The organism is Aeromonas sp. QDB31, assembly GCF_027707605.1.
In the GTDB taxonomy this organism is placed as follows: domain Bacteria; phylum Pseudomonadota; class Gammaproteobacteria; order Enterobacterales; family Aeromonadaceae; genus Aeromonas; species Aeromonas media.
In genome coordinates this window covers 73,743-98,898 of sequence record NZ_JAPCIX010000003.1, presented here as the reverse complement: position 1 = coordinate 98,898, position 25,156 = coordinate 73,743, and the positions used below count along the sequence as shown (strand labels likewise).

Genomic DNA, 25,156 nt, shown 5'->3' with positions numbered 1-25,156 from the left:
CAAGCGGAGTGCAAGCGTGAAGCAAACCCAACGACATCTGGAGATCCTGGACGTTCTGACAAGGCAGGGCTTTGTCTCGACCGACGACCTGGTGACCCATTTTGACGTCAGCCCCCAGACCATTCGCCGGGATCTGAACGATCTCGCCGAGCAGAACAAGATCCGGCGCCATCACGGCGGGGCCTCCCTGCATTCGAGTACCGTCAATACCGCCTACAGCGCCCGCAAGGTGATGCAGCTCAAGGAGAAGGAGCGCATCGCTCGCGAGGTGGCCGCCAATATTCCCGACGGTTCATCGCTCTTCATCGACATCGGCACCACCACCGAGGCCATCGCCCGCGCCTTGCTCGATCACCGTGAGCTGCGGGTGGTCACCAACAACCTCAACGTCGCCAGCATCCTCACCGCCAAGGATGACTTCACCGTCATCATCGCCGGTGGCGAGATCCGCAACCGGGACGGGGGCATCGTCGGGGAGGCGACCCGCGACTTCATCGGCCAGTTCCGCATGGATTATGGCGTCATCGGCATCTCCGGCATCGACAACGACGGCTCCTTGCTCGATTTCGACTATCACGAGGTGAAGATAGCCCAGGCCATCATCGCCCACTCCCGCCAGGTGTTCCTGGCCGCCGACCACACCAAGTTCGGGCGCAATGCCATGGTCAACCTCGGCAACCTCAACCAGATCCACGCCCTGTTCACGGATCAGGAGCCGCCGGAGAAGCTGATGCGGCTGATGTCCCAGCATCAGATCGCCTGCCACATCTGCTGAGTATCCCCACGCCGCACTAGCATCAGGCCGCCGTCAGGCGGCCGCTTTCCTTGCTGTTCTCTAACGGGGTCCCCATGCGGGGCGCCTTGCCCCTGCAGCCTCTCTCCGTCTGTCTCTGTGGCGCCGTCTAGGCCGGAAAAACAACGGCTCTCTTCTCGTCCTCGGTGGTTTGTCTCTGGGCAATCTCTGCTTCAGGGCCGGGCTCCTTCGGCCTCGGCCAGCCGCGTCCGCATCCGTTGCGGCAGATTCGCCCTGGCAGTAGGGACAATGGCGAGGGCTTGGGGCGGCACTTTGTCACCGACCGGCAGCATTTTTAGCATTGTCAGAACAATCGCGATCACATTTCCCTCATAAAATGTTCGTTTATCATTTTTTCATGTTCTAATATGAGCGAAATCAAACATTGCCGGCATGGCGAACACAAAATAAGAAAGTAGGTGAACATGAGCGAACATTATGATCTGGTCGTCGTCGGCGGCGGCATCAACGGGGTCGGCATTGCGGCGGATGCGGCGGGGCGGGGGCTGAAGGTGGCGCTGTTCGAGGCGCAGGATCTCGCCTCGGCCACCTCGTCCAACTCCAGCAAGCTGATCCACGGCGGCTTGCGCTATCTCGAACATTACGAATTCAGGCTGGTGAAAGAGGCGCTGGCGGAGCGGGAGGTGCTGCTCGGCATGGCGCCGCACATCGCCCGTCCCATGCGATTCCGCTTGCCGCACCGCCCGCACTTGCGCCCGGCCTGGATGATCCGTGCCGGCCTCTTCCTCTACGACAACCTGGCCAAGCGCGACAAGCTCAAGGGCAGTTGCGGCCTGCGCTTCCTGCCGCAAGATGGTCTCAAGAGTGGCATCAACAAGGGCTTCGAGTACTCGGACGCCTGGGTCGACGACGCCCGCCTGGTGGTGCTCAACGCCATGATGGCCCGGGACAAGGGCGCCGATGTGCAGACCCGTACCCGCTGCGTCAAGGCGGTGCGCGGATCCAAGCACTGGACCCTGACCCTGGAGCGAGAAGGGGGCGAGCAGTTCAACGTCACCTGCCGTGGCCTGGTCAATGCGGCCGGCCCCTGGGTCAAGACCTTCTATGACGAGAGCCTGCACGAGAAATCCCCGCGCGGCATTCGCCTCATCAAGGGCAGCCACATCATAGTGCCGCGCATCCATGAGCGCGAAGAGGCCTATATCCTGCAAAACGAGGACAACCGCATCGTCTTCGTCATCCCCTACCAGCAGGACTACTCCCTCATCGGCACCACGGACGTGGAGCACCATGGCAGCCCGCGGGAGGCGAAGATCAGCGAAGCCGAGATAAATTACCTGTGCAAGGTGGTCAACGCCCACTTCACCCGCCAGATTGCGCCCTCCGAAGTCATCTGGACCTATGCCGGGGTGCGGCCGCTGTGCGATGACGAGTCCGACTCACCCCAGGCGGTGACCCGCGACTACACCCTTGAGCTCTCCGGCGAATCCGACGGGGCGCCGCTGTTGTCGGTGTTTGGCGGCAAGCTCACCACCTATCGCAAGCTGGCCCAGGCCGCCTGCAACAAGCTCAAGCCCTGGTACAGCCAGATGGGCGAGGACTGGACCGCCACCAGCCGTCTGCCCGGCGGCGAGTTCGACTGCTCCACCACCGAGCTGGCCCGCGCCTACATGCTCGAATTCGACTGGCTGGACGAGCGCAGCGCCCGCCGCATCGCCGAGGCCTATGGCAGTCATGCCCGTCTCTGGTTGCACGAGGAGCGCGGCCAGCACTTTGGTGCCGGGCTGTACGAGTCGGAAGTGCGCTATCTGATCAGCCGCGAGTGGGCCCACTCCCTGGAGGATATCCTGTGGCGTCGCAGCAAGCTGGGGCTGCGCCTGTCCGAATCCGAGCAGCAGCAGCTCGGTGCCTGGCTGCTCGAACACCATCACGCCCTGCCCAAGGCAAGCTGATTGAAGCGGCGGGCTGCCCCTTGGCCGCCCGCCGTAAAACTGCAATAAACCTCTGCTATAACAACTACCTACATCCAATAAACAATAACAAAGAGCACCTTTCATGAAACAACCTCACCTCTCTCTCGTGGCCCTGGGCCTCGGGGTCGCCCTCGCATTGCCCGCCCTGGCCGCAGATGAAGGCAAGATAGTGATTGCCCACCGCGGCGCCTCCGGCTACCTGCCCGAGCACACACTGGAGTCCAAGGCGCTGGCCTATGGCATGGGGGCCGACTATCTGGAGCAGGATCTGGTGATGACCAGGGATGACCAGCTGGTGGTGATGCACGATCACTTCCTCGACGGTATCACCGACGTGGCGACGCGCTTCCCCGGTCGTGCCCGCCCGGACGGTCGCTACTACGTGGTGGACTTCACCCTGGCCGAGGTGCGCTCCCTGCGCATGACGGAGCCCTTCCAGCTGGTGGACGGCAAACAGGTGCCCGTCTATCCGGCCCGCTTCCCGTTGTGGCAGTCCGACTTCAAGATCCACACCTTCCAGGAAGAGATAGAGATGATCCAGGGGCTCAACAAGAGCACCGGCAAAGAGATCGGCATCTACCCGGAGATCAAGGCCCCTTGGCTGTTCCGCCACGAGGGCAAGGACATCTCCAAGGCGGTGCTGACAGTGCTCAAGGAGTACGGCTATACCGGCAAGAGCGACAAGGTCTATCTGCAGAGCTTCGACGTGGATGAGCTCAAACGCATCGACACCGAGCTGATGCCGGCGCTGGGCATGGACTTGAAGCTGGTGCAGCTGATGGCCGAGACCGACTGGAACGAGACCATGGTCTACGACACCAAGGGCAAGGCGACCCCCTACGATTATGACTGGATGTTCAAGCCGGGCGCTATGAAGACCATAGCCGGCTACGCCGACGGCATAGGCCCCTGGAAGCCGATGATAGTCACCGAGCCGGGCACTCCGGGCAAACCGGTGTTCACCGCCATGGTGAAAGAGGCTCACGCCGCTGGTCTCAAGGTGCACCCTTATACCTTCCGCCAGGATGAGGGCCAGATCCCGCCCTATGCGAAAGACTTCACCGACTTGCTCAACATTTTCCTCTACCAGGCGGACGTGGACGGAGTATTCAGCGACTTCCCCGACAAGGCGGTGGCGGTCATTAAGGCCCACGGCAAATAATAAAAGAAGAGCAACACGGGAACATAAGCGGGGCCAGGTGCCCCGCTTTTTTATGGCGGCAGGCTGGCCAGGGCGTGATGAGGTACAGGGTGTAATCATTTGTTTACGATTTTCGTGGTGGAGAGTGCCTCTCACACGCTACTTTCTGGCTGTTTTGGTCACGACAGTGGTCATTAATCCATCTGTTGATGCAGTAAACCGCTAGTTTCACTTGATTGTTTGTTTTTCCTTGGTAAGGTGAGGGCGGTTGTGTAACAAAGCGCTGACTTGTGTAAACAAATAAATACACCTGGCGCAATTGGCTTGAATACAGTAGAGAGAATGAGAAAATGCAAAGAGACCCCCTGAACAACATCCATATCCAGTCCGAACAAGTGATGATCACGCCTGCCCAGCTCAAGGAGAGGCAACCCATCTCCGACAAGGCGCTGGCATTCGTGCAAGGGGCCCGCAATACCATAGCCGACATCATCCACCGCCGGGATCACCGCCTGCTGGTGATCTGTGGACCCTGCTCCATCCACGACATGGACGCCGCCAAAGAGTACGCAACCAGACTCAAAGCGCTGCATGATGCCTACCAGGACTCTCTCTACATTGTCATGCGGGTCTACTTTGAGAAGCCACGCACCACGGTCGGTTGGAAGGGCTTTATCAACGATCCGAACCTCGACGGTACCTTCGACGTTGAGCTGGGGCTGCACCGCGCCCGGGAGCTGCTCTGCTGGCTGGCGGAGCTGGAGTTGCCGCTGGCGACCGAGGCGCTGGATCCCATCAGCCCGCAATACCTGGCTGAGCTCTTCTCCTGGTCGGCCATCGGTGCGCGCACCACAGAATCCCAGACCCACAGGGAGATGGCGTCCGGCCTCTCCATGCCGGTCGGCTTCAAGAACGGCACAGACGGCAACCTGGGTACCGCCATCAACGCGCTGCAGGCAGCCTCCAGCCCCCACGCCTTCATGGGGATCAACCAGCAGGGTCAGGTCGCTTTGTTGCAGACCCAGGGCAACCCGGATGGTCACGTGATCCTGCGCGGCGGCAAGCACCCGAACTACGATTCGGTCAATGTGTCGCTGGCGGAAGAGGCGCTGGAGAAGGCGGGTCTGCTGCCCGGTCTGGTGGTGGATTGCAGCCACGGCAACTCCAGCAAGGATCACCGTCTGCAACCCAAGGTGGCGGACAACGTCATCCACCAGATCCAGGAGGGCAACCGCTCCATCATAGGGGTGATGCTCGAATCCAACCTGTTCGAGGGCAACCAGTCCAGCGAGCAGCCCAAGGCGCAGATGCGCTACGGCGTCTCCATCACAGATGCCTGTATCGACTGGGAGACCACGGCGGATCTGCTGGCCCGCTGCCACAGCCAGTTGGCGGCGCCGCTCAAGAGCAGAACTGCGCAGTAAGTCGTGATATCTTGTCGTAACTGATTGAACCATAGAGGTATCACTGCCCACGCGGTGATACCTTGTTGCCTCTTGAATCACAGGGCGCCGCCGCCAGCGGCGCCGGCAGGGACTGGATATGGCTGAAGAGTTGAATGCCCTCAGGGACAAAATAGATGCGGTGGACAAGCAGCTGATCGATCTGCTGGCCGCCCGTCTGGCCCTGGTGGGGGAAGTGGGTGAAGTGAAGAGCCGGCACGGTCTGCCCATCTATGCACCGGACAGGGAGGCGAGCATGTTGGCCCGCCGCCGCGCCGAGGCCGAACGGCTGGGGGTGCCCGGGGATCTCATCGAGGACGTGCTGCGCCGGGTGATGCGCGAATCCTATATTCTGGAATCCACCAGCGACAAGGAGCACCACTTCAAGTGCATGAAGCCGGCCCTTGGCAAGGTGGTCATCATCGGCGGCCAGGGCCAGCTTGGCCGCCTGTTCGGCCAGATGTTCGGCCTCTCCGGCTACCGGGTCGAGACCCTGGAGCAGGGGGACTGGCCGCGCGCTGACGAGATCCTCGCCGATGCGGGTCTGGTGATGGTGGCTGTGCCTATCGATATAACCTGCCAGGTCATCGACCGGCTCGGCAAGCTGCCGGCGGATTGCCTGCTGGTGGATGTCACCAGCGTGAAGTCGGCACCGCTCGAGCACATGCTGGCGGTGCACCAGGGGCCGGTGCTGGGGCTGCACCCCATGTTCGGGCCGGATGTGGCGAGCCTTGCCAAGCAGGTGATCGTCTGCTGTCAGGGCCGCGACCCCGCCGCCAGCCAGTGGCTGCTGGATCAGATGACCATCTGGGGCGCACGGTTACAGCAGGTAGAAGCCAAGGCTCACGACGAGGCCATGACCCTCATTCAGGCGCTGCGCCACTTCGCTACTTTCGCCTACGGCTGGCACCTCTCCCGGGAGCAGGCCAATCTGGATCGCCTGCTGAGTTTGAGCTCCCCCATCTACCGGCTGGAGCTCGCCATGGTAGGGCGACTGTTTGCCCAGGATCCCCACCTCTATGCCGATATCATATTGTCGTCACCGCAGAACCTCGCGATGATCCGCCGCTACTACCAGAACTTCGGCGAGGCGCTGGGGCTGCTGGAGCGGGGGGACAGGGACGGCTTCATCGAGGCCTTCTCGCAAGTTTCCAGCTTCTTCGGCGAACGCGCCGACGAGTTCCTGCGCGAGAGCCGCACCCTGCTGGCCCAGGCCAACGACCGTCGTCACCATGGCTGACGGCACGCATCCATAACAAAGGGGCCGCTTGGCCCCTTTTTTCATGCTGGTCAGGCTGAGGCCCGGCTACTCGGCGGATGGCAGCCGCAGATCGGCGCCATCCCAACCGAGCGGCAGGGTGAGCAGCTGATCGATGAGCTCCCGGCGATCGGATTTCTCCAGATAGGCGAGATAGAGCGGGCGACTCAGCGCCTGTCCCCCTTCCACCAGGTGCAGTTGTCCCTGCTCCAGGAAGGGGCTCACCATACGCCGCGGCAGATAGGCAGCGCCCCCATTGGCCAGCACGAACTGCAGCGCCATGCTGGCCGAGCTCGAATGCAGCACAGGAGTCTTCTGCAGGCTCTGCAACCGGCTGGAAGGAGGCTCGAAACTGGTGCCCCAGTCGAGGTGAATATGGGGCATCTGCATCAGGCTGTCCGCATTGGCGGCCGGCTCCCGGCTCACCAGCTCGAACACCAGCTCGCCTATGGGGTGCAGGGCTATCTCGTCTATCTTGGTCGGCTCGGAGAGCAGGGCGAGATCGAGGGAGCGCTCCAGCAACTGGCGGCACAGGTGCTCGCGAGACGCCGTCTCGAGGCGCACCGCGAGACCGGGGGCCAGGGCATAGACATGGTTGAGCCAGTCATTGAAGTCGAGCTCCCAAAACACCGCGGGTGCACCTATGGCGAGCTGCTGACTGAAACCGGGGGAGAGGGCCACGTCCTGCCTGGCGCGGCCCAGGGTATGCAAGATGGCGTCTGCGTAAGGCAGCAGACGCTCACCGGAGGCGGTCAGACGGATGTTGTTGCGATGGCGGGCAAACAGGCTGACCCCGAGTTGTTGCTCGAGCTGGCGGATCCGAAAGCTGACCGCCGACTGGGTCAGGTAGAGATTCTCGGCAGCCCGGCCAAAATGCCGGGTCTTGCTGACCTCGATGAAGGTCCGAAGCAGCTCGGTATCCATTAATCGAGGGACTCGTCGCTGCCACCGCCGCCACCGCCCTCAAAGCTGCCGCCCGCATCCTCATTGGCGCCACCTGCGACTGTGCATAGACGGTGCACCCGCTTGGGACCAATCACCTTCAGGTACTTGAACCATACCTTGGCGTGGGGGTTGCTGCCGGCTGCGCCAGACTTGACCTGCTCGATGAAGGCGCTTTCTACGTCATCGCGAGGGGCCAGGTTGCCCTGATAGAGCGCCAGCATCACTGTGCCGTACTTTTCCAGACTGTCCGCTTCGGCCACGGTGAATTCGCCACTGCGACGCAGGCCACGGGGAAAATGTTTGAAGTCGTTGAAACGCTTGTCTGATTCGAAGCTCATAGTGCTCTTGTTCTGGTTAGTTTGACCTTTGCGGGCAAGTATCATCAGGCCGTCGCAGAGTGCAAAATCAATTTTCTTACTATGTTAATAAATATCTTTTATCGAACAGCCTTTGTCTCATCCCGAGGGAGAATTTTGCGGTCCGCAGCACAAAAAGCCTGAAAAATAGTGGAGTTATGTCAGGTTTTGTACAGCTGGACCCAGTCTCTGCAGGGTAAAAACAATAAAATAAAGGCGCCATACGGCGCCTTTGTGTGTTCATGGATTGGCTGAACCTGAGCGTCGGGCACTCATTCAATCATGGCTGGCTGCGCCAGGTTGTCGGCACGCCACAGACGGTAGCGCACTTCATACTCCTGCGGCACATAGATGACGAACGGCAGCTTGGAGTTGTAGTTCACGAAGAAGCCCTGACCATAGATCTGGACGAAGCTCTCTTTCTTCTGGCCATCCGGGCAGGCCATCAGGGTGCTGACAGGACCCGAGACCTGGCCCAGGGTCAGGTAGTTGTAGCCCCAGCCCTTGACGCTGTGCTGTTCCAGGTTGCCGGCGAAGCGGGGCAGGTTGCAGTCCACCAGCATCTTCTTGCCCACTTGCAGCTCGACCATCATGTCGGCTTCGTTTTCGACTTCCGGCAGGCGGATCACGACACGTTCCTGGTTCACTTCGGCGGCAGGGAACATGCTGATATCAAATTTTTTCGGTTCGGCGGCGAAGGCATGGCCACCCAGTAACAAGGCGCCCAGCAGGCTAAAACGCAATACGGTTTTCATCTGTACCTCATGGGATTGGTTCAACGCCGCTAGACTAACCGCTCTGCCCGTTTCACGCCAGCGCTCCGGCGCGCAAAACCAGCCTGAACCGGCACAGGGTGACGTAATTTGATGCTTTTTTGACGCCTTCCACCCCAAAGGGGCCATTCGGGGGTAAACCGGGCAGGGGAGTCCCCGCCCGGACAGCTCACCTTACCAGCAGCACCTGCTTTGCCCAGGAGCCGGGGGCCCGCATGCCGACGGCGCCACTGGTGATGTCCAGATAGACGACGCCCTTGCTGGCGGGCACCGGGGTGGAGGACCAGAGGTAGACATAGCCGTCGTTCACCTCCTTGCCGTCCCCGGCCATGGCGCGGGGGAAGAGGGTCTCGTTCAATGCCGGCTTGTAGCAGGCGGACTCCAGTATGCTGGTGAGCTCCTTGATGGTGGGCAGGCGCCAATCGGTATGCCCGCCGAAACCGTGGAGGGCATGGCTCGGCTCGGTGCGGATCCGCTCTGCGGTCAGCAGGGCCTGTTGCCAGTAGAGCCGGGTCGGCTCGCCGCTGCAGCTTCCATTCTGCCAGCTTTGGCCGAGCTGGCAGCGCATCCAGGTGAGGCCGGAAGCCCGGTCGGTGACGGTGCCGTTGCCGCGATCCAGGAAGCGGGAGCTGGGGCTGGTGCGCGGCAGGGTGTCGTCGCAGATGGCGATGGCCAGTGCCAGCGGGCTGCACAGGGTGAGCAGCAGGGTCAGAAGATACTTGTTCATCGGGTTACCTCGGCCACAAGGCGCAGTTGTATGGCATTGATTTCATTTTCGTTCTGGACGCCATAGGGGTAATCGGTGCCCGCATCCCCCCCCAGAAACTGAGGGCTGATGACGGCGATGGGGACGCTCTCGAGGCGCCGGGATGGGGTCAGAGTCTGGGTCCAGTAGCTGCCACCGAAGTCGCCGCTCGAGGGACCGACGTCGGGGAAGTAGCGCATATCCAGGCTGACCAGCTGGCCATCCTGGCGGGCGAGGGAGCCGTAGTGTTGCAGACTGCCGAGCTCCTGGGCTGTGGGCAGGCGCCAGTGCCCTATGCCGCAGAGTCGTTGTCCATTGAGCCACTGGCGATACTCCTCGGTGGAGCAGATGGCCTCCCCCTCTGGGCAGGCATAATCCAGCTCCGCCTGACTGGGGTGATAGTTGCCAAACTCCCAGGCGAAGACTTTGTGCAGATCCCGCGGACTGTCGGCATCATCTAGCTTCTTCTCCCAGATGAGGCCGGTGTTGAGATCCTCCACGCACTCCCACTCGTCGGCATTGTCCGCCAGGGGCTGCCCCTTGCCGTCCAGCTTGCGATAGCGCAGGGGCGCCTGGCCCAGGCTCGCCTCCTGGCCCGGGTGATCCGCAGGCTCCTGGGTCAGCAGGTAATCCACCCCGTCCGTGTAGGTGGTGACGCCGCTGGCGGTCACCAACGCCCGGGGTTGCTGCTGCATCAGCACGGCGGCGAGTCTGGCCTGATGGCTCAGGAGCTCGGGGCTTGCGGCAAAGTGCCGGGCGAGCTCGGGCAGCAGGGTGACCAGCCCCTGCCAGATCTGGCGTTGGCGCTCGCCGGTGGCGAGACCGGGCAGGCTGGCGGCGTCATCCCGTGTCGCCAGAGCGAGCGCCTCCAGAGCCCTGTTGAACTCCTCCAGCTGCACCAGGGCCGCGAGTCCCTGATCCGGTTGCAGGGGCGCAAGGGCGAGCAGCAGCTCGGCCAGGGCCTGGGCAGGCGGTATCCCGTCCGCGACCCGGGTCTGCAGCAGCGTGCTCAAGGGGGTGGGGGTGAGGTGCTGATCGTCCAGGCGCGCTGCCGGGTGGGTCAGGGTCAGGGCGCCCGGCTCCCGGGGGATGAACAGCAAGGGGCTGGTGAGCAGGCCGGGGGCGCTGGCGCTCAACTGGCGCGCGCCAGCCTCGCCACTGACCACGGGCTCGCCTGGCTCGCAGTTGTCGTTCTGGTTCAGGTTGACGCACAGGGTGCCCGCTGCGGGCAGGTTGACCGTCAGACGGTAGTCCGGCGCGGTCAGGGGCGCCTCATCGGACTCGCCTCCACCACAGGCGCTGAGCAGGGGGGCCAGCAGACAGGCCAGCGGGGTCATTCTCATCTTCATTTCTTGTCCTTGGAGGGGCCTTGGCCCCTCTTTGCTTTTATGGGGATGGATCAGCCGCGACGGCAGAGGCGGCGCCAGAGGGTGAGCGGCAGCAGCCAGAGCAGGTTGATAGTGCCGCCCCCGCTGCTGTCCGCGGTGTCGAAGTGGATGATGCCGTCATCCGGCGGGGCGACGGGCTCACCACACTGGGCGCCGGTGCGCTGGCTGATGCTCCAGCCGTTGATGCGCCCCTGATGGCCCGGCTTGCTGTCCACCACCTCCAGGGTCCAGCGACCGGCCAGCGGCTCTCCCACTAGGGGGGTGAAGGGTTGCAGGGGCTGAAGCTCGGTGGGGAAGACCCCCTTGAGCCGTGGCAACGGGCTGTATCCCTTGTCCCAGATCTGGATGCGGGTGCCTGAGGGGGAGTTGAGCCAGATCTCCAGCTCATCCAGGGCCCGGTGTTGCAAGTCCAGATTCAGCTGCAGGCGATCGCTCACCCGGGCGTCACTCTTCTCCAGCACCAGGCTGGTTTCGCTGATGCCGCGTATCTCCTCGCTCTGGGCATCCTTGAGGGTCAGCGGCTGGCCGTTGGCCCGGCTGATGACGGGGGGGCCTATGGGCAGGGTGAGGGACTGCTGCCACTGACGCTCGGTCGGGCTGGTGCCGCTCATGGCGAGGCTCACCGGCAGGCTCACCTCGTCGCCACAGGTCAGCGGGCTGGCGGCCAGCAGTCGCACTGTGGTGGTGAGGCTGGCTCCGGCCGCCAGGGTGGTCGCTGACCAGGCCAGGGGATCGGCCTGCAAGCCGGCGGGCAGGGACAGGGTCAGGGCGTTGAGGGTCACCGGGGTGCTGCCGGCGTTGCTGAGGTTCAGCTGCACCGACTGACGCTGCCCCAGCGCAAGGGCGCTGCCCTCGGCCAGGGCGATGTTGACGGGGGCCTGCAGCAGCCCGTGCTGGCGAAACGCCTGCTCCAGATGGCGGGCATAGGAGCGCGCCGGATAGAGGCGTGCCGCCGTGTCCACGGTAATGCGGGCCAGCTGCGGCATGCGGATGGCGGGCCCTAAGCCGAAGTGAGACTCGATGACGAGGCGATCGAACTCGTCCCGCGCCTCTTCCCCGTGTTCGGCTACCGACGCCAGCAGGGCCTGGAACAGCGGGGTGCCCCACAGCTGATCCCCGTTGCTGCCGTTGATGGTGCGGTGGGCCGGGTAGTTGTAGTCCGGGTGGTAGCGGGCCCGAGCATCGTCCAGCTGGCGCGGGGTGCGGTCGGTGAAGCGGGCATCCCAGTTGAACACCATGGCGGGCTCGAACTGGCGGCCCGCCTCGCTGCGCTGGCGATGGCTGGCGGCCAGGAAGTCGCCGAAGCCCTCGCCGATGGCGCCCCAGTCCCCCTCTTCCCCGAGATCCGGCACTATGTGGTGCTGCACCCCGTGGCCGAATTCGTGCCAGATCACCATGGGATCCTCGGCATCGGGGACGCCGCTGCGGCCCAGCTCCAGCCGGCGCTCGAACGGATCATAGAGGGAGTTGTCCTGATAGCCTGCGTCCGTGTCGACGTCGAGGGCGCCGGGGATGAGGTCGGTGAAGCCGAGGGCCTTGAGGTGGCGCTGGGCGAGATCCAGGTGGTAGTAGGCGTTGATGTCGGCAAAGCCCGGGTTGTCCCGGGTCAGGCGAAAGGCCTGCTGGTTGTCTGTCCCGTAGGGGGCCATAGTGGGCTCGATGGCATCCACCACCCTGGCGTGGGGGCCGCTCAGCACATAGTCCGAGTCCTGCAGGCTGACCGGCAGGGAGACCTTGTCCTGATAGGCGGCATCCGCCAGCACCAGGGCCTCGTGCCAGACCAGGCTGGCGTCTTGCAGCTGGGTGCGGGGATCGGGATCGAACACCCGCGCCAGGACGCGCTGATCCCCCGCATCCGGAGTACGCTGCGCCTGGGTGCTCGCCTGATCGCCCCAGCGGCCGAGCTCGCGATCCCCCTCGCAACTGGCAAACAGCTGGACCCGGGTGGCCTTGGCATTGCCCTCCTTATGCTCGCTCACCCGCTGGCGCAGGGCCGGCACCAGGGTGTCGCCGTCACGCCAGTACCAGGCTTCGACCGGCCCCTGCGGGTCTATCCGGCTGCCGTCGGCGCGCAGCAAGTCCAGCAGGGGATCCAGGCTGGTGCTGGCATCGCAGCCGGGCGCGGCGCTCTGCAAGGGGCGCAGATTGTGATAGAGGCGCCAGGGTCTGCCGGCGCCGTCTATGCTGACGGCGGCCTGGGTGGTGGCCACCGGCAGGCCGTTGACCAGCATGCGGAAGCTATGGTGATGGCCGAGCAGGCTGGCCCTGTCGTAGTCGGGGGTGAGCGTCACGCCGAGGCGCTGCTCCAGCCAGGCCTGGGGCGTGGTGGTCAGGGGGGGCTCATCGACAAACTGCAGTTCGGCCGCCAGCAGGGGCTGGGGGAGCAGGGTTGCCGCCAGCCAGAGGGCCAGGGAGGAGGGTTTCATGGGTGACTCCAAAACAGAAAAGGTGAATGCGGACATCAGTGACGGACTCCAGCCAGGGAGAACAGGAAGGCATATTCACGGGCAGCCTTCTGCTGCGCGGTGCCCGCACTGGCGAGATGGCCGCCGTCGAGTTCGGTGTGCAGCAGATAGGGACCGGCCCCTGTGCTGTGGGCCCGCAGGCGGGCCAGCCACTTGAGCGGCTCCCAGTAGGGCACCTGGCTGTCGTGCAGCCCGGCCGTCACATAGAGGGGCGGGTAGGGGACCGAGTGCAGGTTGTCGTAGGGGCTCAGGCGGCGCATGGCCGCATAGTCGGCCGGGATGGCCGGATTGCCCCACTCCCCGTACTCCTGGCGGGTGAGGGGCAGCTCGGGATCCTGCATGGTGCCGAGCAGGTCGACGAAGGGGACCTGCAACACGGCCCCAGCGAAGCGGGTCGGTGCCTGATTGAGGGCCGCCGCCACCAGCAGGCCGCCGGCGCTGCCCCCCATGGCGAACAGCCGGTCGGGATTGATGGCGGGATCCCGGGCCAGGCTGTCTGCCACCGCCAGGAAATCGTCCACGCTGTGTTGCTTCTGCTGGCCGCGACCCTCCTTGTACCACGCCTCCCCCAGCAGGCCCCCGCCGCGCACATGGGCGATGGCGTAGACGAAGCCGCGATCCAGCAGGCTCAGCACCTGGGGCTGATAGTAGGGGCGCATGGGGGTGCCATAGGCGCCATAGCCGTAGAGCAGCAGCGCCTTGGGCGCCTGGATCTCTTTGCGCCATACCAGAGAAACCGGCACCCGGACGCCGTCCTTGCCCACCACCCAGCGCCGTTCGCTCTGATAGAGGGGGTTCGCGACCGGTTTGTCAGCGGCTTGCCATTGACCGGAGGCGAGATCCAGCCAGCGCTGGTGCGGCGCCTCGGCCATGCCCTGGCGGCGGATCAGGATCTGCTGGCTGGCGGGATCATGGGCCCCCTGGATCCAGGCCGTGCCCGCCCCGTCGGTGAGCGGGAGGCTGTGGGTCAGCTTGCCGTCTGCATCCAGCACATCGAGCCAGTCGTCCCCTGCCTTGCGGTATTGCAACACTGTGTGGCGGGCAAACAGGCGCCACTTCTCGAGCTCCCGGCCCTCGCCTGACCAGAGGGGCTGCCAGGGACCCGTCGCCAGGCTCGCCAGGGTGGGTGCCTGATAAAGTCCCATGGCCCCGTCCTGGTTGCTCTTGACAAGCACCCTGTCCCCCTGGGTATCCAGGTAGTATTCGAGCCCATGTTCACGGGCCCTGAGCAGGGTCGGGCCGCCCTCATCCAGTAGGTATTGCTCCGAGCTGTCGTGGTTGTTGCTCTGCAGCACCAGGTGGCGGTTGTCCGTGGTGCGATAGAGGCTGAGCAGCCAGGCGGGATCGGCCTCCTGGTGCACCAGCGCCTCCTTGCCGGCCTGCCAGGCCCACAGCTGCCAGGGGCGCAGGGTGCGGGGTTCGTTGGCAATGGTGTAAAGGGTCTTGCCATCCAGGCTCCAGAGCAGATCGCTGGCCCGGTGCGCCAGGGTCGCAACCGTCTCGCCGCTCGCCAGCTCCAGCACTGTGATGCGGTAGTCCCTGTCCCCACGGTTGTCTTCGGCCAGGGCAAGCAGGCGGCTATCCGGGTGCAGGGCCCAGGCGGCAATCTCGTAGTAACCCTGGTCGGGCTGACGGGGGGCCAGCCGCTGGCGGGGGGCGTCGCGGGCGTCGCTGCGCTGCCACAGGCTGCCGTCCGCCTCCATGCGCCACTGGCTGCCCGCCTGAGTCAGCCACTCCTTTGGCAGGGGCTCGCCCCGCGCCCTGGCCTGCCACTCCGCTTGCAGCGTTGTTTCGAGGGGCTTTTGAGGGGCGAGTTGCTCGTCGGTCCAGCGATTCTGCTCGCGCAGCAGCGCCAGCAGGTCGGGGGTGCGGCGACTGTCGTCGCGCCAGCCGCCATAGGGATCGAGGCGGGCTATCTCCCCCTTCATCAGTTGTGGACGCTCGGGGATAAGGGGCGCTGCCTCCTGGGTTGTCTCAGGAAGAGGGGCTGCCGGGGCCGGGGTGGCCAGCAGGCTGGCCAGTACAAACAGGCTGTGCATCAGATCCCCACGAAGGTGTAGCGCAGGCTGGCACTCAAGGTGCGCCCGCTCTGGGTGAAGAGGGAGGCGTCGGTACCGGCTTCCAGCCCGGCCACGTCCTGATAGCGGGTGTAACGGGTGTCGAACAGGTTATCGAGCTTGAGGTTGACCTTGAGGGCATCGGTAATCAGCCAGTCCGCCGTCATGGCGAGACTGAGCCAGCCCGCGCTCGTGAGGCAGGCATCCTGGCTCTTGGTCAGGTTGTTGCCGCAGCTGGGCACTCTGTCCATGGCCGCGGCGTAGTCCGCCTGCACCCCCAGGCTCCAGTCATGGGTCTGGTAGCTCAGGCGAGTGTTGCCCTCCAGCGGGGTCAGAGTGCGCAGCGCCTCGCCCTGGCTGTCTTCCCCGTCGACCCAGCCGAGCTTGGTGGCCAGCTCCCACTCCTGGGTCAGCCAGTAGCTGGCGGCGATTTCCGCGCCCCAGGTCTCGGCCTTGGCCACGTTGCGGTACTGGCGCAGGATGACGCCGTCACTCAGGCGTAGCCCCACCTCGCGCCAGTCGATGAAGTTGTAGTAGCGGTTGTAGAAGAGGGCCGGCTTGATGCTCCAGTTTTCCCCCTCGCCGCTGAGCCCCCACTCAAAGCTGTGGCTGGTCTCCTCCTTCAGATCCGTGTTGGCGATGATCTGGAATGGCGGCAGGGCGAAGTAGTGGGGAATGTTGCCGTACACCTTGTCGTAGGAGGGGGCCCGAAAGCCGTTGGCATAGCTGAGCCAGCTGCGCCACTGCTCGTTGACGCGGTAGCTGGTGGCAAGACTCGGGGAGAGATGCCAGCTGTGGTTCTCGCCCTGGTTGCCATCTTGCGGGCGCAGCCACTGGTGATCCATGCGCAGGGTGGGGGTGAACTGCCACCGGCCCAGGGTCGCCACGTCGCCGAGCCAGACGCCGGCCCGGTCGGTGCGGGCACTGCTGAAGGGCTCGGACTGGCTGGGCTGGGGCACCCCCGCCTCCAGGCTCAGCTTCTCCACCGGCCGCTCGTGGCGGGTACGCTCCAGCTCGACGCCGTAGCTCAGCTTGTGGGCGATGTCGCCGGTGACGAGATCCCGGCGTACGTCCAGCTCGCTGCCGACCCTCTCTTCGGTGAAGGTGGAGAGCTCCCGCTCGCTGCGGTAGCGGGGATAGCCGCTCAGCAGGTCGTTTTGCAACAGGCTGCGCTTGTTGGCGCTGTTCTTGGAGTGGTTGCCATAGAGGCTCCAGGTGAACTGATCCGCCAGCAGACTGCCGAGACCGCTCGCCTCCCAGCCAAGCTTGCCCCCCTGGGTGCGCTGGCTGCCCTGCTCGTGGTATTGGCGCACCTGCCACTTGCCGTCGGGCTGGGGCACTTCGCGCGGTCCCTGATCCCGCTCCGCATTGTCCTCGAAGTAGTCGAGCTCCAGGCGCAGCAGGTGGTGATCGCTTAACGGGAAGCGGGAGCTGGTGGAGGCGCTGAGGCCGTCCAGATCCGCCGGGATGCGGCTCTCGTCATAGTTGGCGGTCTCGTGCCCCTGCCAGCCGGAGACCCGCAGCAGGTGCTCGCTATCCAGTACCCGGGCGGCGCCGGTGGCGCTCAGCTTCTGCTTGTCGCTGCTGCCGTCCTGCAGCACCTTGCTGCCGAGATAGGTATCCTGCCCCTGCAGGTAGTCCTCCGGCTGCTTGGTAGAGATGACTATGGTGCCGCCGATGGCGTCGGAGCCATGGAGGGAGGAGCCGGCACCCTTGGCGACCTCTATCTGCTTGACGTCATCGAGATCGAAGCTGAAACGGCCCACCTTGTCGTTGAGGTCGTCGGCGCCGAAGCCGTCGCTGACCCGCACCCCATCCTTGATGATGAGCACCCGGTTGCCGCCCATGCCGCGGATGATGATGTTCTGCGGCCGACCGGCCGAGCCGGTCACCGAGACCCCGGGTTCGTTCTTGAACACGTCGGTGAGCTCGGTGGCGACCTGGCGATCCAGATCGTCTTGTGTGATGACGGTGATGGAGCCTGAGACATCGGACAGCTTCTGCTCGATGCGCTGCCCCTTGACCACTATGGTCTCGTGAGCCCTGGGTTCGGGATCTGTCCCGGCGGGATCGCTGGCGGCCAGGGCTGTGCCGGACAGCAGCATGGGCCAGTAGTGAAGCAGTGTTTTCATTGTTGATAATGATTTTTATTTAAGCCTGAAGGGCGCGGATTATTGCAGATGAATCCCTTCTCATCAATGATTGATAATTATTATCATCTTTGTTTTATGATCTTGATCGGACTGAGTTTTTTGAGAGATGAATCAGTAGGTGCAGGGCATATGCTTGCGAAGGGCACTGACCGGGGGAGGGGAAGGGAGGTGTCCTGACTGGATCTTGAGGCAATAAAAAGCCCGCCGAGAAGGCGGGCTGGTTGGAGGCGTGCGAGCACCTATGGGGTGCGATAGAAGCGGTTAAGCTCGTTCATCACCTGGATCATGGCCCCCATGTCCGGGGTGCCGTGCTTGATGGGGCGATAGGTGGCGCGATCCAGCAGTTCGAAGTCACCCTGCTTGTTGAACTGGGTGATGGTGTTGTCCTGATAGATGGCAAAGTCATTCTGATCGCCGGCCAGCAGCCAGTTGCGCGGGCTGGTGTCGAACAGGCTGCGCCCCGTGCTGTAGTCCCGAGGGGGGTTGCGAACCCCCAGCATGCCCTTCATCAGGGTCGGCACCAGATCCAGGTGGCTGCTTGCCTGCTCCTGTGGCTGGCTATCGATCCCAGGCCAGGCGAGTACCAGGGGAACCTGCACCTGATAGGGGGAGTAGTTGCTGCCATAGCCCCAGCTGTTGCTCTGGGTTTCGTTGAACTCCTGGCCGTGATTGGAGGTGATGACGACTATGGTCTGTTCGCCGAGCCCCTGTTGCTGCAGCTGGGAGAGCATCTGTTCCAGCAGTTGGTCGGTATAGAACACCGAGTTCTTGTAGCGATTCTCCAGCTTTTGCAGGTTCTCGGGTCTGTAGGCGGTAGCCGGGTTGAACCGGGTCAGCTCGGGCTGGAAGGGGCCCTTGAGGCTGGCGGGCACCTGATAATCTCCCGGGCTAGAGAGATAGACCAGAGAGAACCAGGGTCTGTCCGCCGTGCGTGTGCCAAGCCACTGCTGCCAGTCGCCAATGAGGCGTGTATCGTCGGTCTGGCGGGAGACAAACACCTGCTTGCGCAGGCCGGCGAGCAGGCTCTGCTGATATTGCTGGGCATCTTCCAGCGCACCGAACAAGCCGAACTGGTAGTCCTGGCGCAGCATCTCGTCGAACAGCACCGGCGGGCGCTTGTCGGCACGGATATCGCCATAGTAGTGGCCCGGCAGCCCGTAGAAGAGGCTGAACATCCCCATGGCGTCATCGTTGCCGCCACTCATGTGGTTGGCAAAGTTGAGGTGTTGATCCGCATAGCGCTGCAGATTGGGCATGTTGATGTTGTTGAGCATGTCGGCCCGCAGGGAGTCGACCACCACCACCAGCAGGTTCTTGTGCTCGGCCGGGGCACTCACGCTGAGGGGGCGCAGGGGGTAGAGCAGGCGATGCTCGGCGCTACCCTGGTTCTCGGCCTTCTTCTCATACTGCTCGAGATCGAGCCAGCCATGCTTGGCCAGGAAGCTTCTGGCTGTCATGGGGTAGGAGAGCGGGAAGTTGGCGCGCTGCATGGTGATGGCCTGATACAGGGTTGCATCGGCCCAGCTGTTGACCAGGTGAGTCAGCATGAAGCAGACCAGCAGGGCCAGCCCCACCTGATTGCCGTACTGGCGGCGTTTGCGCTTGTTGATCTTGCGCCACACATAGGCCGACAGCAGCAGTTGCAGAAGGAAGATGGTGGGCACGGCGACGAAGATGATGCTCCAGATAGAGCCCTCTTCGGTCTGGGCCTGATCCAGCAGCAGTTGCCACACCTGGCCATTCAAGTGGAACTTGAACAGCTGGAACACCTGGGTGTCGATGAGCAGCAGCACCTGCGCCAGGGTGGCGATGATGGCCGAGATGAAGCGCAGCGGCTTCTCCCTGGGCAGCACGAAGCTCAAGGGGAAGACGGTCAGCAGATAGGTGACGAAGCTCAGGAACGAGAAGTGACCTATCCAGCTGATGATGAGATAGGTGACCCCGAGCGTGGTCGATGGCCAGCTGATGGAACCCAGGTAGCGGGTCGCGATCAGCATGGCCAGGATGATGTTGAAGAAGGAGAACCAATGCCCCCAGGTGATCAGGCGAGAGACATTATCACGATAGGGGTTGCCGGTTTCGACCATAATGATCCATCTGCTTGAAAAACATCAAAGAATGCGAAGAAACTCAGTGAGCATCGTGGCGATGATCCACCGAGGCGGTGAGCGCCTGGATGTACTTCTCGGTGATCGCCTGACGCTGGGCCGGGGCCATACCGTTGATGATGTTGGTGGTCAGGTTGCCAAGCACCATGAGACTGAGATCCACCGGCGCCTTGTGTTTCTCCAGGGCGGTGATCAGGTCGTTCATCAGGGCGTCAAACTGCTCGTTATTGTACTTTGATACGATGGGCATAATCTTGGGTTCATCTCGGTTCAAAGCGCCTTATAATACTTCACCCTTTCGGCTAACACTATGGCTTTGTGACATGAGTCTCGATATCGACAAGATCATTCTTCACTCCCTGCGCGCCGGCAATGACGGTCAGCCGCACGCCGATACCCGCAGTCAGACTCTGCCTGCCGACGAGGCGGTGCAAGGGCTGATGGCAGAACTGCATCGCATCTACAACGGCAAGGGTGGCAAGGGCTTCGGCTTCTTTGCCGACCCGGAAGCCGACGTCGCCGAGCTGGCAGAAGGTGAAGAGGCTCCCAGACAGCCGTCACCGGCCTTTCGCATCGCCCTCGAACAGCTGCTTGGCGAGCAGACCGAATTCGTCCCCTTCTCTATTACCCTGACCCAGATGCTGGTCAAACAGTTGGTGGAGCACGCCTTGGACGAGCAGGGCGTGTTGCTGATTGCCAAATACAACTATGTCGGGGTCGATTACCTGATGATCGCCCTGCTGGAGGGCAAGGAGAGCGTCACCGTCAGTGAGGCGCTGGACCTGCGCCACATTCATTATCTGGATATCGGCAAACTCAACCTGGTGGCCCGCATCGATCTGACTGAGTGGAAAACCCAGCCGGACTCTCGCCGTTATATCACCTTCAGCAAGGGGCGGGTCGGCCGCAAGCTGGGGGACTTTTTCATGGACTTGCTGGGTGCCCGTGAGGGCATGGATGCCAAGGTACAAAATAAAGGCTTGCTGCAGGCGGTGGACGATTACTGCGACAGCCGTCAGCTCGAACCCGCCGAGCGCAATGATTACAAGAAACAGGTCTTCAAATATTGCACCGAACAGGCCAGCGCCGGTGAAGAGATCGAGATCAAGGAGCTCTCGGCGGAGCTCTCCGCAAAAGAAGCGGGAGGTGGCGACCTCGATTTTTACAGCTTCATCGGTCAGGAATACGAGCTGGAGGAACGCTTCCCGGCGGACAGATCCACCCTGCGTGGCCTGACCAAGTTCGTCGGTTCCGGCGGCGGCCTGACCTTGAGCTTCGAGCAGAAGCTGTTGAACAGTCGGGTGTTTTACGATCCCCAGACCGACACGCTGACCATCCGTGGTGTGCCGCCCAACCTCAAGGATCAGCTGCTGCGCCAGTCATAATGTGATCTACTCGCCATTTCTGGCAAAAAGGCATCGGAGTCCGCTCCGATGCCTTTTTATTTAAGGGGGAGATGAACTTGGAATCCGGCTTGGTACTTTTGTTAACACATTAAACAAAATAATGGAGATGAAAGGGTTTTCATTGAGGTGAAACCCCTTTCATTGGTGTAAATTTATTTCTTTTTGGTAATTGGTTTTCTGTGCGAGGCCAAAAATATGGCGATAAATCCCGATAAGTCGCTGAAATAAGAAAATGTTTTCATAACTTTCTGGAAGAAAATACGTAATTGCATTTCAAAAATGCGAGGCGTGTCATGTGAGGCGTTGCAGGCTTGGGATAATATTCATCTCGCACACAATGCTCTTACAGCGCGGAACTAATACAAGGAAAGGCTCATGAAAAAGAAATTGCTGTCATCCCTGATCGGTCTGGCTACCCTGGGTGTGGCTTGTTCAGCCACTGCTGCGATTGACGAAGGTCAGCTGACCATCTGGATCAACGGTGACAAGGGCTACAACGGCCTGGCCGAAGTAGGCAAGAAGTTCGAAGCCGAGACCGGCATCAAGGTGACCGTCGCTCACCCGGATCAGGTAGAAGTGAAGTTCCAGCAAGCCGCCGCCACTGGCAACGGCCCGGACATCTTCTTCTGGGCTCACGACCGTTACGGTGAGTGGGTCAAGGCCGGTCTGCTGGTGCCCGTGACGCCGAACGCCGCCACCAAGGCCAAGTTCGAGCAGTTCGCCTGGGACGCCATGGCTGTCGATGGCAAGACCTATGGCTACCCGGTCGCGGTGGAAGCCGTCAGCCTGATTTACAACAAGGATCTGTTGCCCAATCCGCCGAAGACCTTCGAAGAGATCGCCAAGATCGACGAAGAGATGAAGAAAAATGGCAAGCGCGCCATCATGTGGGCCTATGACACCCCCTACTTCAGCTACCCCCTGGTGGCTGCCAACGGTGGCTATGCCTTCAAGAAGACCGCCACCGGTTATGACGTGAAAGACACCGGCGTGGCCAACGCGGGTGCCAAGGCGGGCGTCGGCTACATCTCCGAGATGATCAAGTCCGGTCACCTGGAGAAGGGCATCGACTACGGTGTCATGGATGCCAAGTTCAACAAGGGCGAAGTGGCCATGATGATCAACGGCCCCTGGGCCTGGAGCAACCTGGACAAGAGCGGCATCAAGTACGGCGTAGCGCCGCTGCCGACCCTGAAGGGTAATCCGGCCAAGGCCTTCGTCGGCGTACTGGGTGCCACCATCAACGCCGCCAGCCCGAACAAGGATCTGGCCATCGAGTTCCTCGAGAACTACCTGCTGACCGATGCCGGTCTGGCACCGGTGAACGCCGACAAGCCGCTGGGTGCCGTGGCGCTGAAGTCCTTCCAGAAGACTCTGGAAACCGACCCCAACATCAAGGCCACCATGCAGAACGCCCAGAATGGCGAGCCGATGCCGTCCGTGCCTGAGATGAGCCGTTTCTGGTCTTCCTTCGAAACTGCCCTCAAGAACGTCACCTCTGGCCGTCAGAGCGTTGACGAAGCCCTGGATACCGCTGCCAAGCGCATCGTCCAGTAAGCACGCACTACCGGGGAGGCCGCAACGGCCTCCCACTCTCTCAAATCTCTCTTGGCGCAATAAAGGTTAATTGGCATGGAAGTAGTACCTTCTATTGAATCCTATGCCGGTCCGAAGAAAGACAAGTACGTCTGGCTGAAGTGGACCATGGCGGCACTGATCGCAGTGCTTAATGGTTATGCGGCCGTGATGATGTATGCCAGCGGCGAGTGGGTGTTTGCCCTGCTCGATCTGGTGGTCGTTTCCGTCGGTCTCTATGTCTTCATGAACAAGAAGACCTATGCCCACCGCTATATTTTCCCCGGTGTGGCAGGCATGGTTGTTTTTATCATCTTCCCTCTTGCCTACACGATCGGCATCGCCTTCACCAACTATTCGGGGTCCAACTTGCTCTCCCTCGAGCAGGCACGGGATTTCCATCTGAAAAAAATCTATAAGGTGACCGGCGGTGAATTCGATTTCACCCTTCTGGGTGGTGAGAACAATCAGTTTCAGCTGCTGCTGCAACAGGACGACCAATCCTTTATCAGTCAACCCCTTACCTTGCTGAACAACAAGGCACGTGAACTGGCCGTCCGTGAGGGCCGGGTTCATGACGAGCCACAGGCTGTTCAGTTGCAACCCCTGAACGGGGAAGCGATCGACCAGGCGGCACCCATCCGTGCCATCGTCGATCATCGTACTCACCTGAGTGCTCTGGATCTGGTGCTGCCCGAAGGCAATATTCACCTGACCCTGAGCAGCCTGCGCAAGTTCGCGGCGCAAAAGCCCCTCTACACCCAGCTGGTGGACGGAGCCGTGCTCAAGTCCGGTGTCGTTATCAAGGACGGCAACCTGCTGCGTGACAACCAGAGTGGCGAGCTGATGCTGCCCAACGGCGATACCGGCTTCTATCAGTACATCGATGCGGAAGGTCATTTCGTTGGCAAGGGCATAGCCCCGGGCTTCGTGGTGAGCGTGGGCTGGAAGAACTTCGTACGCATCATGACAGACCCGGGTATCCAGGGTCCCTTCATGCAGATCTTCGTCTGGACCGTGATCTTCTCCGCCTGCTCCGTGGCCTTCACCCTGGCCATCGGCATGGTGATGGCGTGTCTGGTGCAGTGGGAGCAACTCAGGGGACGCGGTTTCTACCGGGTCATGCTGATCCTGCCCTATGCGATACCGGCGTTCATCTCCATCCTGGTGTTCAAGGGCTTGTTCAACCAGAACTTCGGCGAGATCAACCTGTTCCTGGAAGCGGCGTTCGGCATCAAGCCGGACTGGTACACCACCCCCTTCCTGGCCAAGGTGATGATCCTCATCGTCAACACCTGGCTCGGCTATCCCTACATGATGATCCTCTGCATGGGGCTGCTCAAGGCCATCCCGGAAGATCTCTATGAGGCATCCGCCATGGACGGTGCGGGTCCGGTACAGAACTTCTTCAAGATCACTGTGCCGCTGCTGATGAAGCCGCTGACGCCCCTGTTGATTGCATCCTTTGCCTTCAACTTCAACAACTTCGTGCTTATCCAGTTGTTGACGAACGGCGCGCCGGACATCATAGGGGCCAGTACCCCGGCCGGGACCACGGATCTGCTGGTGAACTACACCTACCGGATCGCGTTCCAGGGCTCGGGTGGTCAGGACTACGGTCTGGCCAGTGCCATCGCCACCGCCATCTTCCTGATCGTCGGCGCGCTTGCACTGCTCAACCTGAAATTGTCCAAAGCGGACAAGCTGTAAGGAGGCTTCTCAATGGCTATCGTACAACCCAAATCAGTGAAATACCGGGTGTGGGCAACCCACCTGGTCATGTGGGGCTTCCTCGCACTGATCATCTTCCCGGTGATCATGGTTATCGCCATCTCGTTCCGTAACGGCAACTTCTCGGTGGGGGAGATCATCCCCTCCAATCCGACTCTGGATCACTGGAAGCTGGCGCTCGGCATGTCCATCACCAACGCCGATGGCAGCATCACGCCGCCACCGTTCCCGGTGCTGACCTGGCTGTGGAACTCCATCAAGATCGCGGGCATCACCGCCCTGATGATAGTGGTGCTCTCCACCACCTGTGCCTATGCGTTTGCCCGCCTGCGATTCCGTGGCAAGCAGACCATCTTGCAGGGGATGCTGATCTTCCAGATGTTCCCGGCGGTGCTGGCACTGGTGGCCATCTATGCGCTCTTCAACAAGATTGGTGACTACATCCCCTGGTTGGGTCTGAACACCCACGGCGGCCTGATCCTGGCCTACATGGGCGGCATCGCGTTGCACGTGTGGACCATCAAGGGCTACTTCGAGACCATCGACTCCTCCCTCGAGGAAGCGGCGGCCATCGATGGTGCGACTCCCTGGCAGGCATTCCGGTTGATCCTGCTGCCCCTGTCGGTGCCCATCCTGGCGGTGGTGTTCATTCTGGCCTTCATCGGTTCCATCACCGAGGTGCCCGTGGCCTCCATCCTGCTGCAGGATGTGAACAACCTGACCCTGGCGGTCGGTGCCCAGCAATACCTCTATCCGCAGAACTATCTGTGGGGTGACTTCGCCGCCGCCGCCGTGTTGTCAGGTCTGCCCATTACAGTGGTGTTCCTCATGGCGCAGCGCTGGCTGGTGGGTGGCCTCACCGCGGGCGGTGTGAAAGGTTAAGGTT

The 25,156-nt window shown here is 62.1% G+C and carries 19 protein-coding genes; 9 read left to right on the top strand and 10 right to left on the bottom strand.

Features of this window, described 5'->3' with window-relative positions; genetic code table 11:
• The first annotated feature begins 16 nt into the window (after positions 1–16).
• The 5 genes from PG898_RS04110 to tyrA all read left to right on the top strand — a co-directional run bounded on the left by PG898_RS04110 (position 17) and on the right by tyrA (position 6,550).
• Positions 17–775: a DeoR/GlpR family transcriptional regulator gene (locus tag PG898_RS04110; RefSeq protein ID WP_005328190.1), complete on the top strand. Its 759-nt coding sequence runs from the start codon at positions 17–19 to the stop codon at positions 773–775.
• A 443-nt stretch (positions 776–1,218) separates the two neighbouring features.
• A complete protein-coding gene (gene glpD / locus PG898_RS04105; protein ID WP_171269113.1) occupies positions 1,219–2,706 on the top strand; it encodes a glycerol-3-phosphate dehydrogenase in 1,488 nt (495 codons plus the stop codon).
• 103 nt (positions 2,707–2,809) lie between these two features.
• The gene (gene glpQ, locus PG898_RS04100; RefSeq protein ID WP_171269112.1) at positions 2,810–3,889 is read left to right on the top strand and encodes a glycerophosphodiester phosphodiesterase; all 1,080 of its coding nucleotides are present in this window, start codon (positions 2,810–2,812) and stop codon (positions 3,887–3,889) included.
• A gap of 329 nt (positions 3,890–4,218) precedes the next feature.
• Positions 4,219–5,292, top strand: coding sequence for a 3-deoxy-7-phosphoheptulonate synthase (locus PG898_RS04095; protein WP_171269111.1), 1,074 nt, complete (start codon positions 4,219–4,221; stop codon positions 5,290–5,292).
• Positions 5,293–5,410: 118 nt separating this feature from the next.
• On the top strand, positions 5,411–6,550 hold the full coding sequence (gene tyrA / locus PG898_RS04090; protein WP_270824024.1) for a bifunctional chorismate mutase/prephenate dehydrogenase: 1,140 nt from the start codon (positions 5,411–5,413) through the stop codon (positions 6,548–6,550).
• 66 nt (positions 6,551–6,616) lie between these two features.
• On the opposite strand, the gene hdfR is transcribed toward tyrA, so the two are convergent.
• From hdfR to PG898_RS04040, 10 genes are all read right to left on the bottom strand, one after another.
• Positions 6,617–7,492: an HTH-type transcriptional regulator HdfR gene (hdfR, locus tag PG898_RS04085; protein WP_005328182.1), complete on the bottom strand. Its 876-nt coding sequence runs from the start codon at positions 7,490–7,492 to the stop codon at positions 6,617–6,619.
• A complete protein-coding gene (maoP, locus tag PG898_RS04080) occupies positions 7,492–7,851 on the bottom strand; it encodes a DUF413 domain-containing protein (RefSeq protein WP_005328181.1) in 360 nt (119 codons plus the stop codon). Before maoP ends, hdfR begins: the two co-directional genes overlap by 1 nt.
• Before the next feature lie 290 nt (positions 7,852–8,141).
• On the bottom strand, positions 8,142–8,624 hold the full coding sequence (gene eco, locus PG898_RS04075; protein ID WP_005328180.1) for a serine protease inhibitor ecotin: 483 nt from the start codon (positions 8,622–8,624) through the stop codon (positions 8,142–8,144).
• A gap of 187 nt (positions 8,625–8,811) precedes the next feature.
• Positions 8,812–9,369, bottom strand: coding sequence for an Lcl C-terminal domain-containing protein (locus PG898_RS04070; RefSeq protein WP_270824022.1), 558 nt, complete (start codon positions 9,367–9,369; stop codon positions 8,812–8,814).
• Positions 9,366–10,724: an Lcl C-terminal domain-containing protein gene (locus PG898_RS04065; RefSeq protein ID WP_333563611.1), complete on the bottom strand. Its 1,359-nt coding sequence runs from the start codon at positions 10,722–10,724 to the stop codon at positions 9,366–9,368. The genes PG898_RS04070 and PG898_RS04065 overlap by 4 nt, the downstream gene beginning before the upstream one ends.
• A gap of 62 nt (positions 10,725–10,786) precedes the next feature.
• Positions 10,787–13,201, bottom strand: a complete 2,415-nt coding sequence (locus tag PG898_RS04060) for a proprotein convertase P-domain-containing protein (RefSeq protein WP_171269108.1) — start codon at positions 13,199–13,201, stop codon at positions 10,787–10,789.
• 35 nt (positions 13,202–13,236) lie between these two features.
• Positions 13,237–15,279 carry a prolyl oligopeptidase family serine peptidase gene (locus tag PG898_RS04055; protein ID WP_171269107.1) on the bottom strand — a complete coding sequence of 681 codons (2,043 nt, stop codon included), beginning with the start codon at positions 15,277–15,279 and terminating at the stop codon, positions 13,237–13,239.
• Positions 15,279–17,429: a TonB-dependent hemoglobin/transferrin/lactoferrin family receptor gene (locus PG898_RS04050; protein ID WP_270824020.1), complete on the bottom strand. Its 2,151-nt coding sequence runs from the start codon at positions 17,427–17,429 to the stop codon at positions 15,279–15,281. Before PG898_RS04050 ends, PG898_RS04055 begins: the two co-directional genes overlap by 1 nt.
• Positions 17,430–17,689: 260 nt before the next feature.
• A complete protein-coding gene (locus PG898_RS04045) occupies positions 17,690–19,537 on the bottom strand; it encodes a DUF3413 domain-containing protein (protein WP_171269106.1) in 1,848 nt (615 codons plus the stop codon).
• Between the two features lie 43 nt (positions 19,538–19,580).
• Complete coding sequence (locus PG898_RS04040) at positions 19,581–19,808, bottom strand: DUF1414 domain-containing protein (protein ID WP_011705556.1); 228 nt, start codon at positions 19,806–19,808, stop codon at positions 19,581–19,583.
• 73 nt (positions 19,809–19,881) lie between these two features.
• Between PG898_RS04040 and yejK the strand changes: the two genes are divergently transcribed.
• The 4 genes from yejK to malG all read left to right on the top strand — a co-directional run bounded on the left by yejK (position 19,882) and on the right by malG (position 25,152).
• On the top strand, positions 19,882–20,943 hold the full coding sequence (gene yejK / locus PG898_RS04035; protein WP_171269104.1) for a nucleoid-associated protein YejK: 1,062 nt from the start codon (positions 19,882–19,884) through the stop codon (positions 20,941–20,943).
• Between the two features lie 396 nt (positions 20,944–21,339).
• Complete coding sequence (gene malE, locus PG898_RS04030; RefSeq protein ID WP_005328161.1) at positions 21,340–22,521, top strand: maltose/maltodextrin ABC transporter substrate-binding protein MalE; 1,182 nt, start codon at positions 21,340–21,342, stop codon at positions 22,519–22,521.
• Between the two features lie 75 nt (positions 22,522–22,596).
• Complete coding sequence (malF, locus tag PG898_RS04025; protein ID WP_005328158.1) at positions 22,597–24,249, top strand: maltose ABC transporter permease MalF; 1,653 nt, start codon at positions 22,597–22,599, stop codon at positions 24,247–24,249.
• 12 nt (positions 24,250–24,261) lie between these two features.
• A complete protein-coding gene (malG, locus tag PG898_RS04020) occupies positions 24,262–25,152 on the top strand; it encodes a maltose ABC transporter permease MalG (RefSeq protein ID WP_025326477.1) in 891 nt (296 codons plus the stop codon).
• The last annotated feature ends 4 nt before the right edge of the window (positions 25,153–25,156 follow it).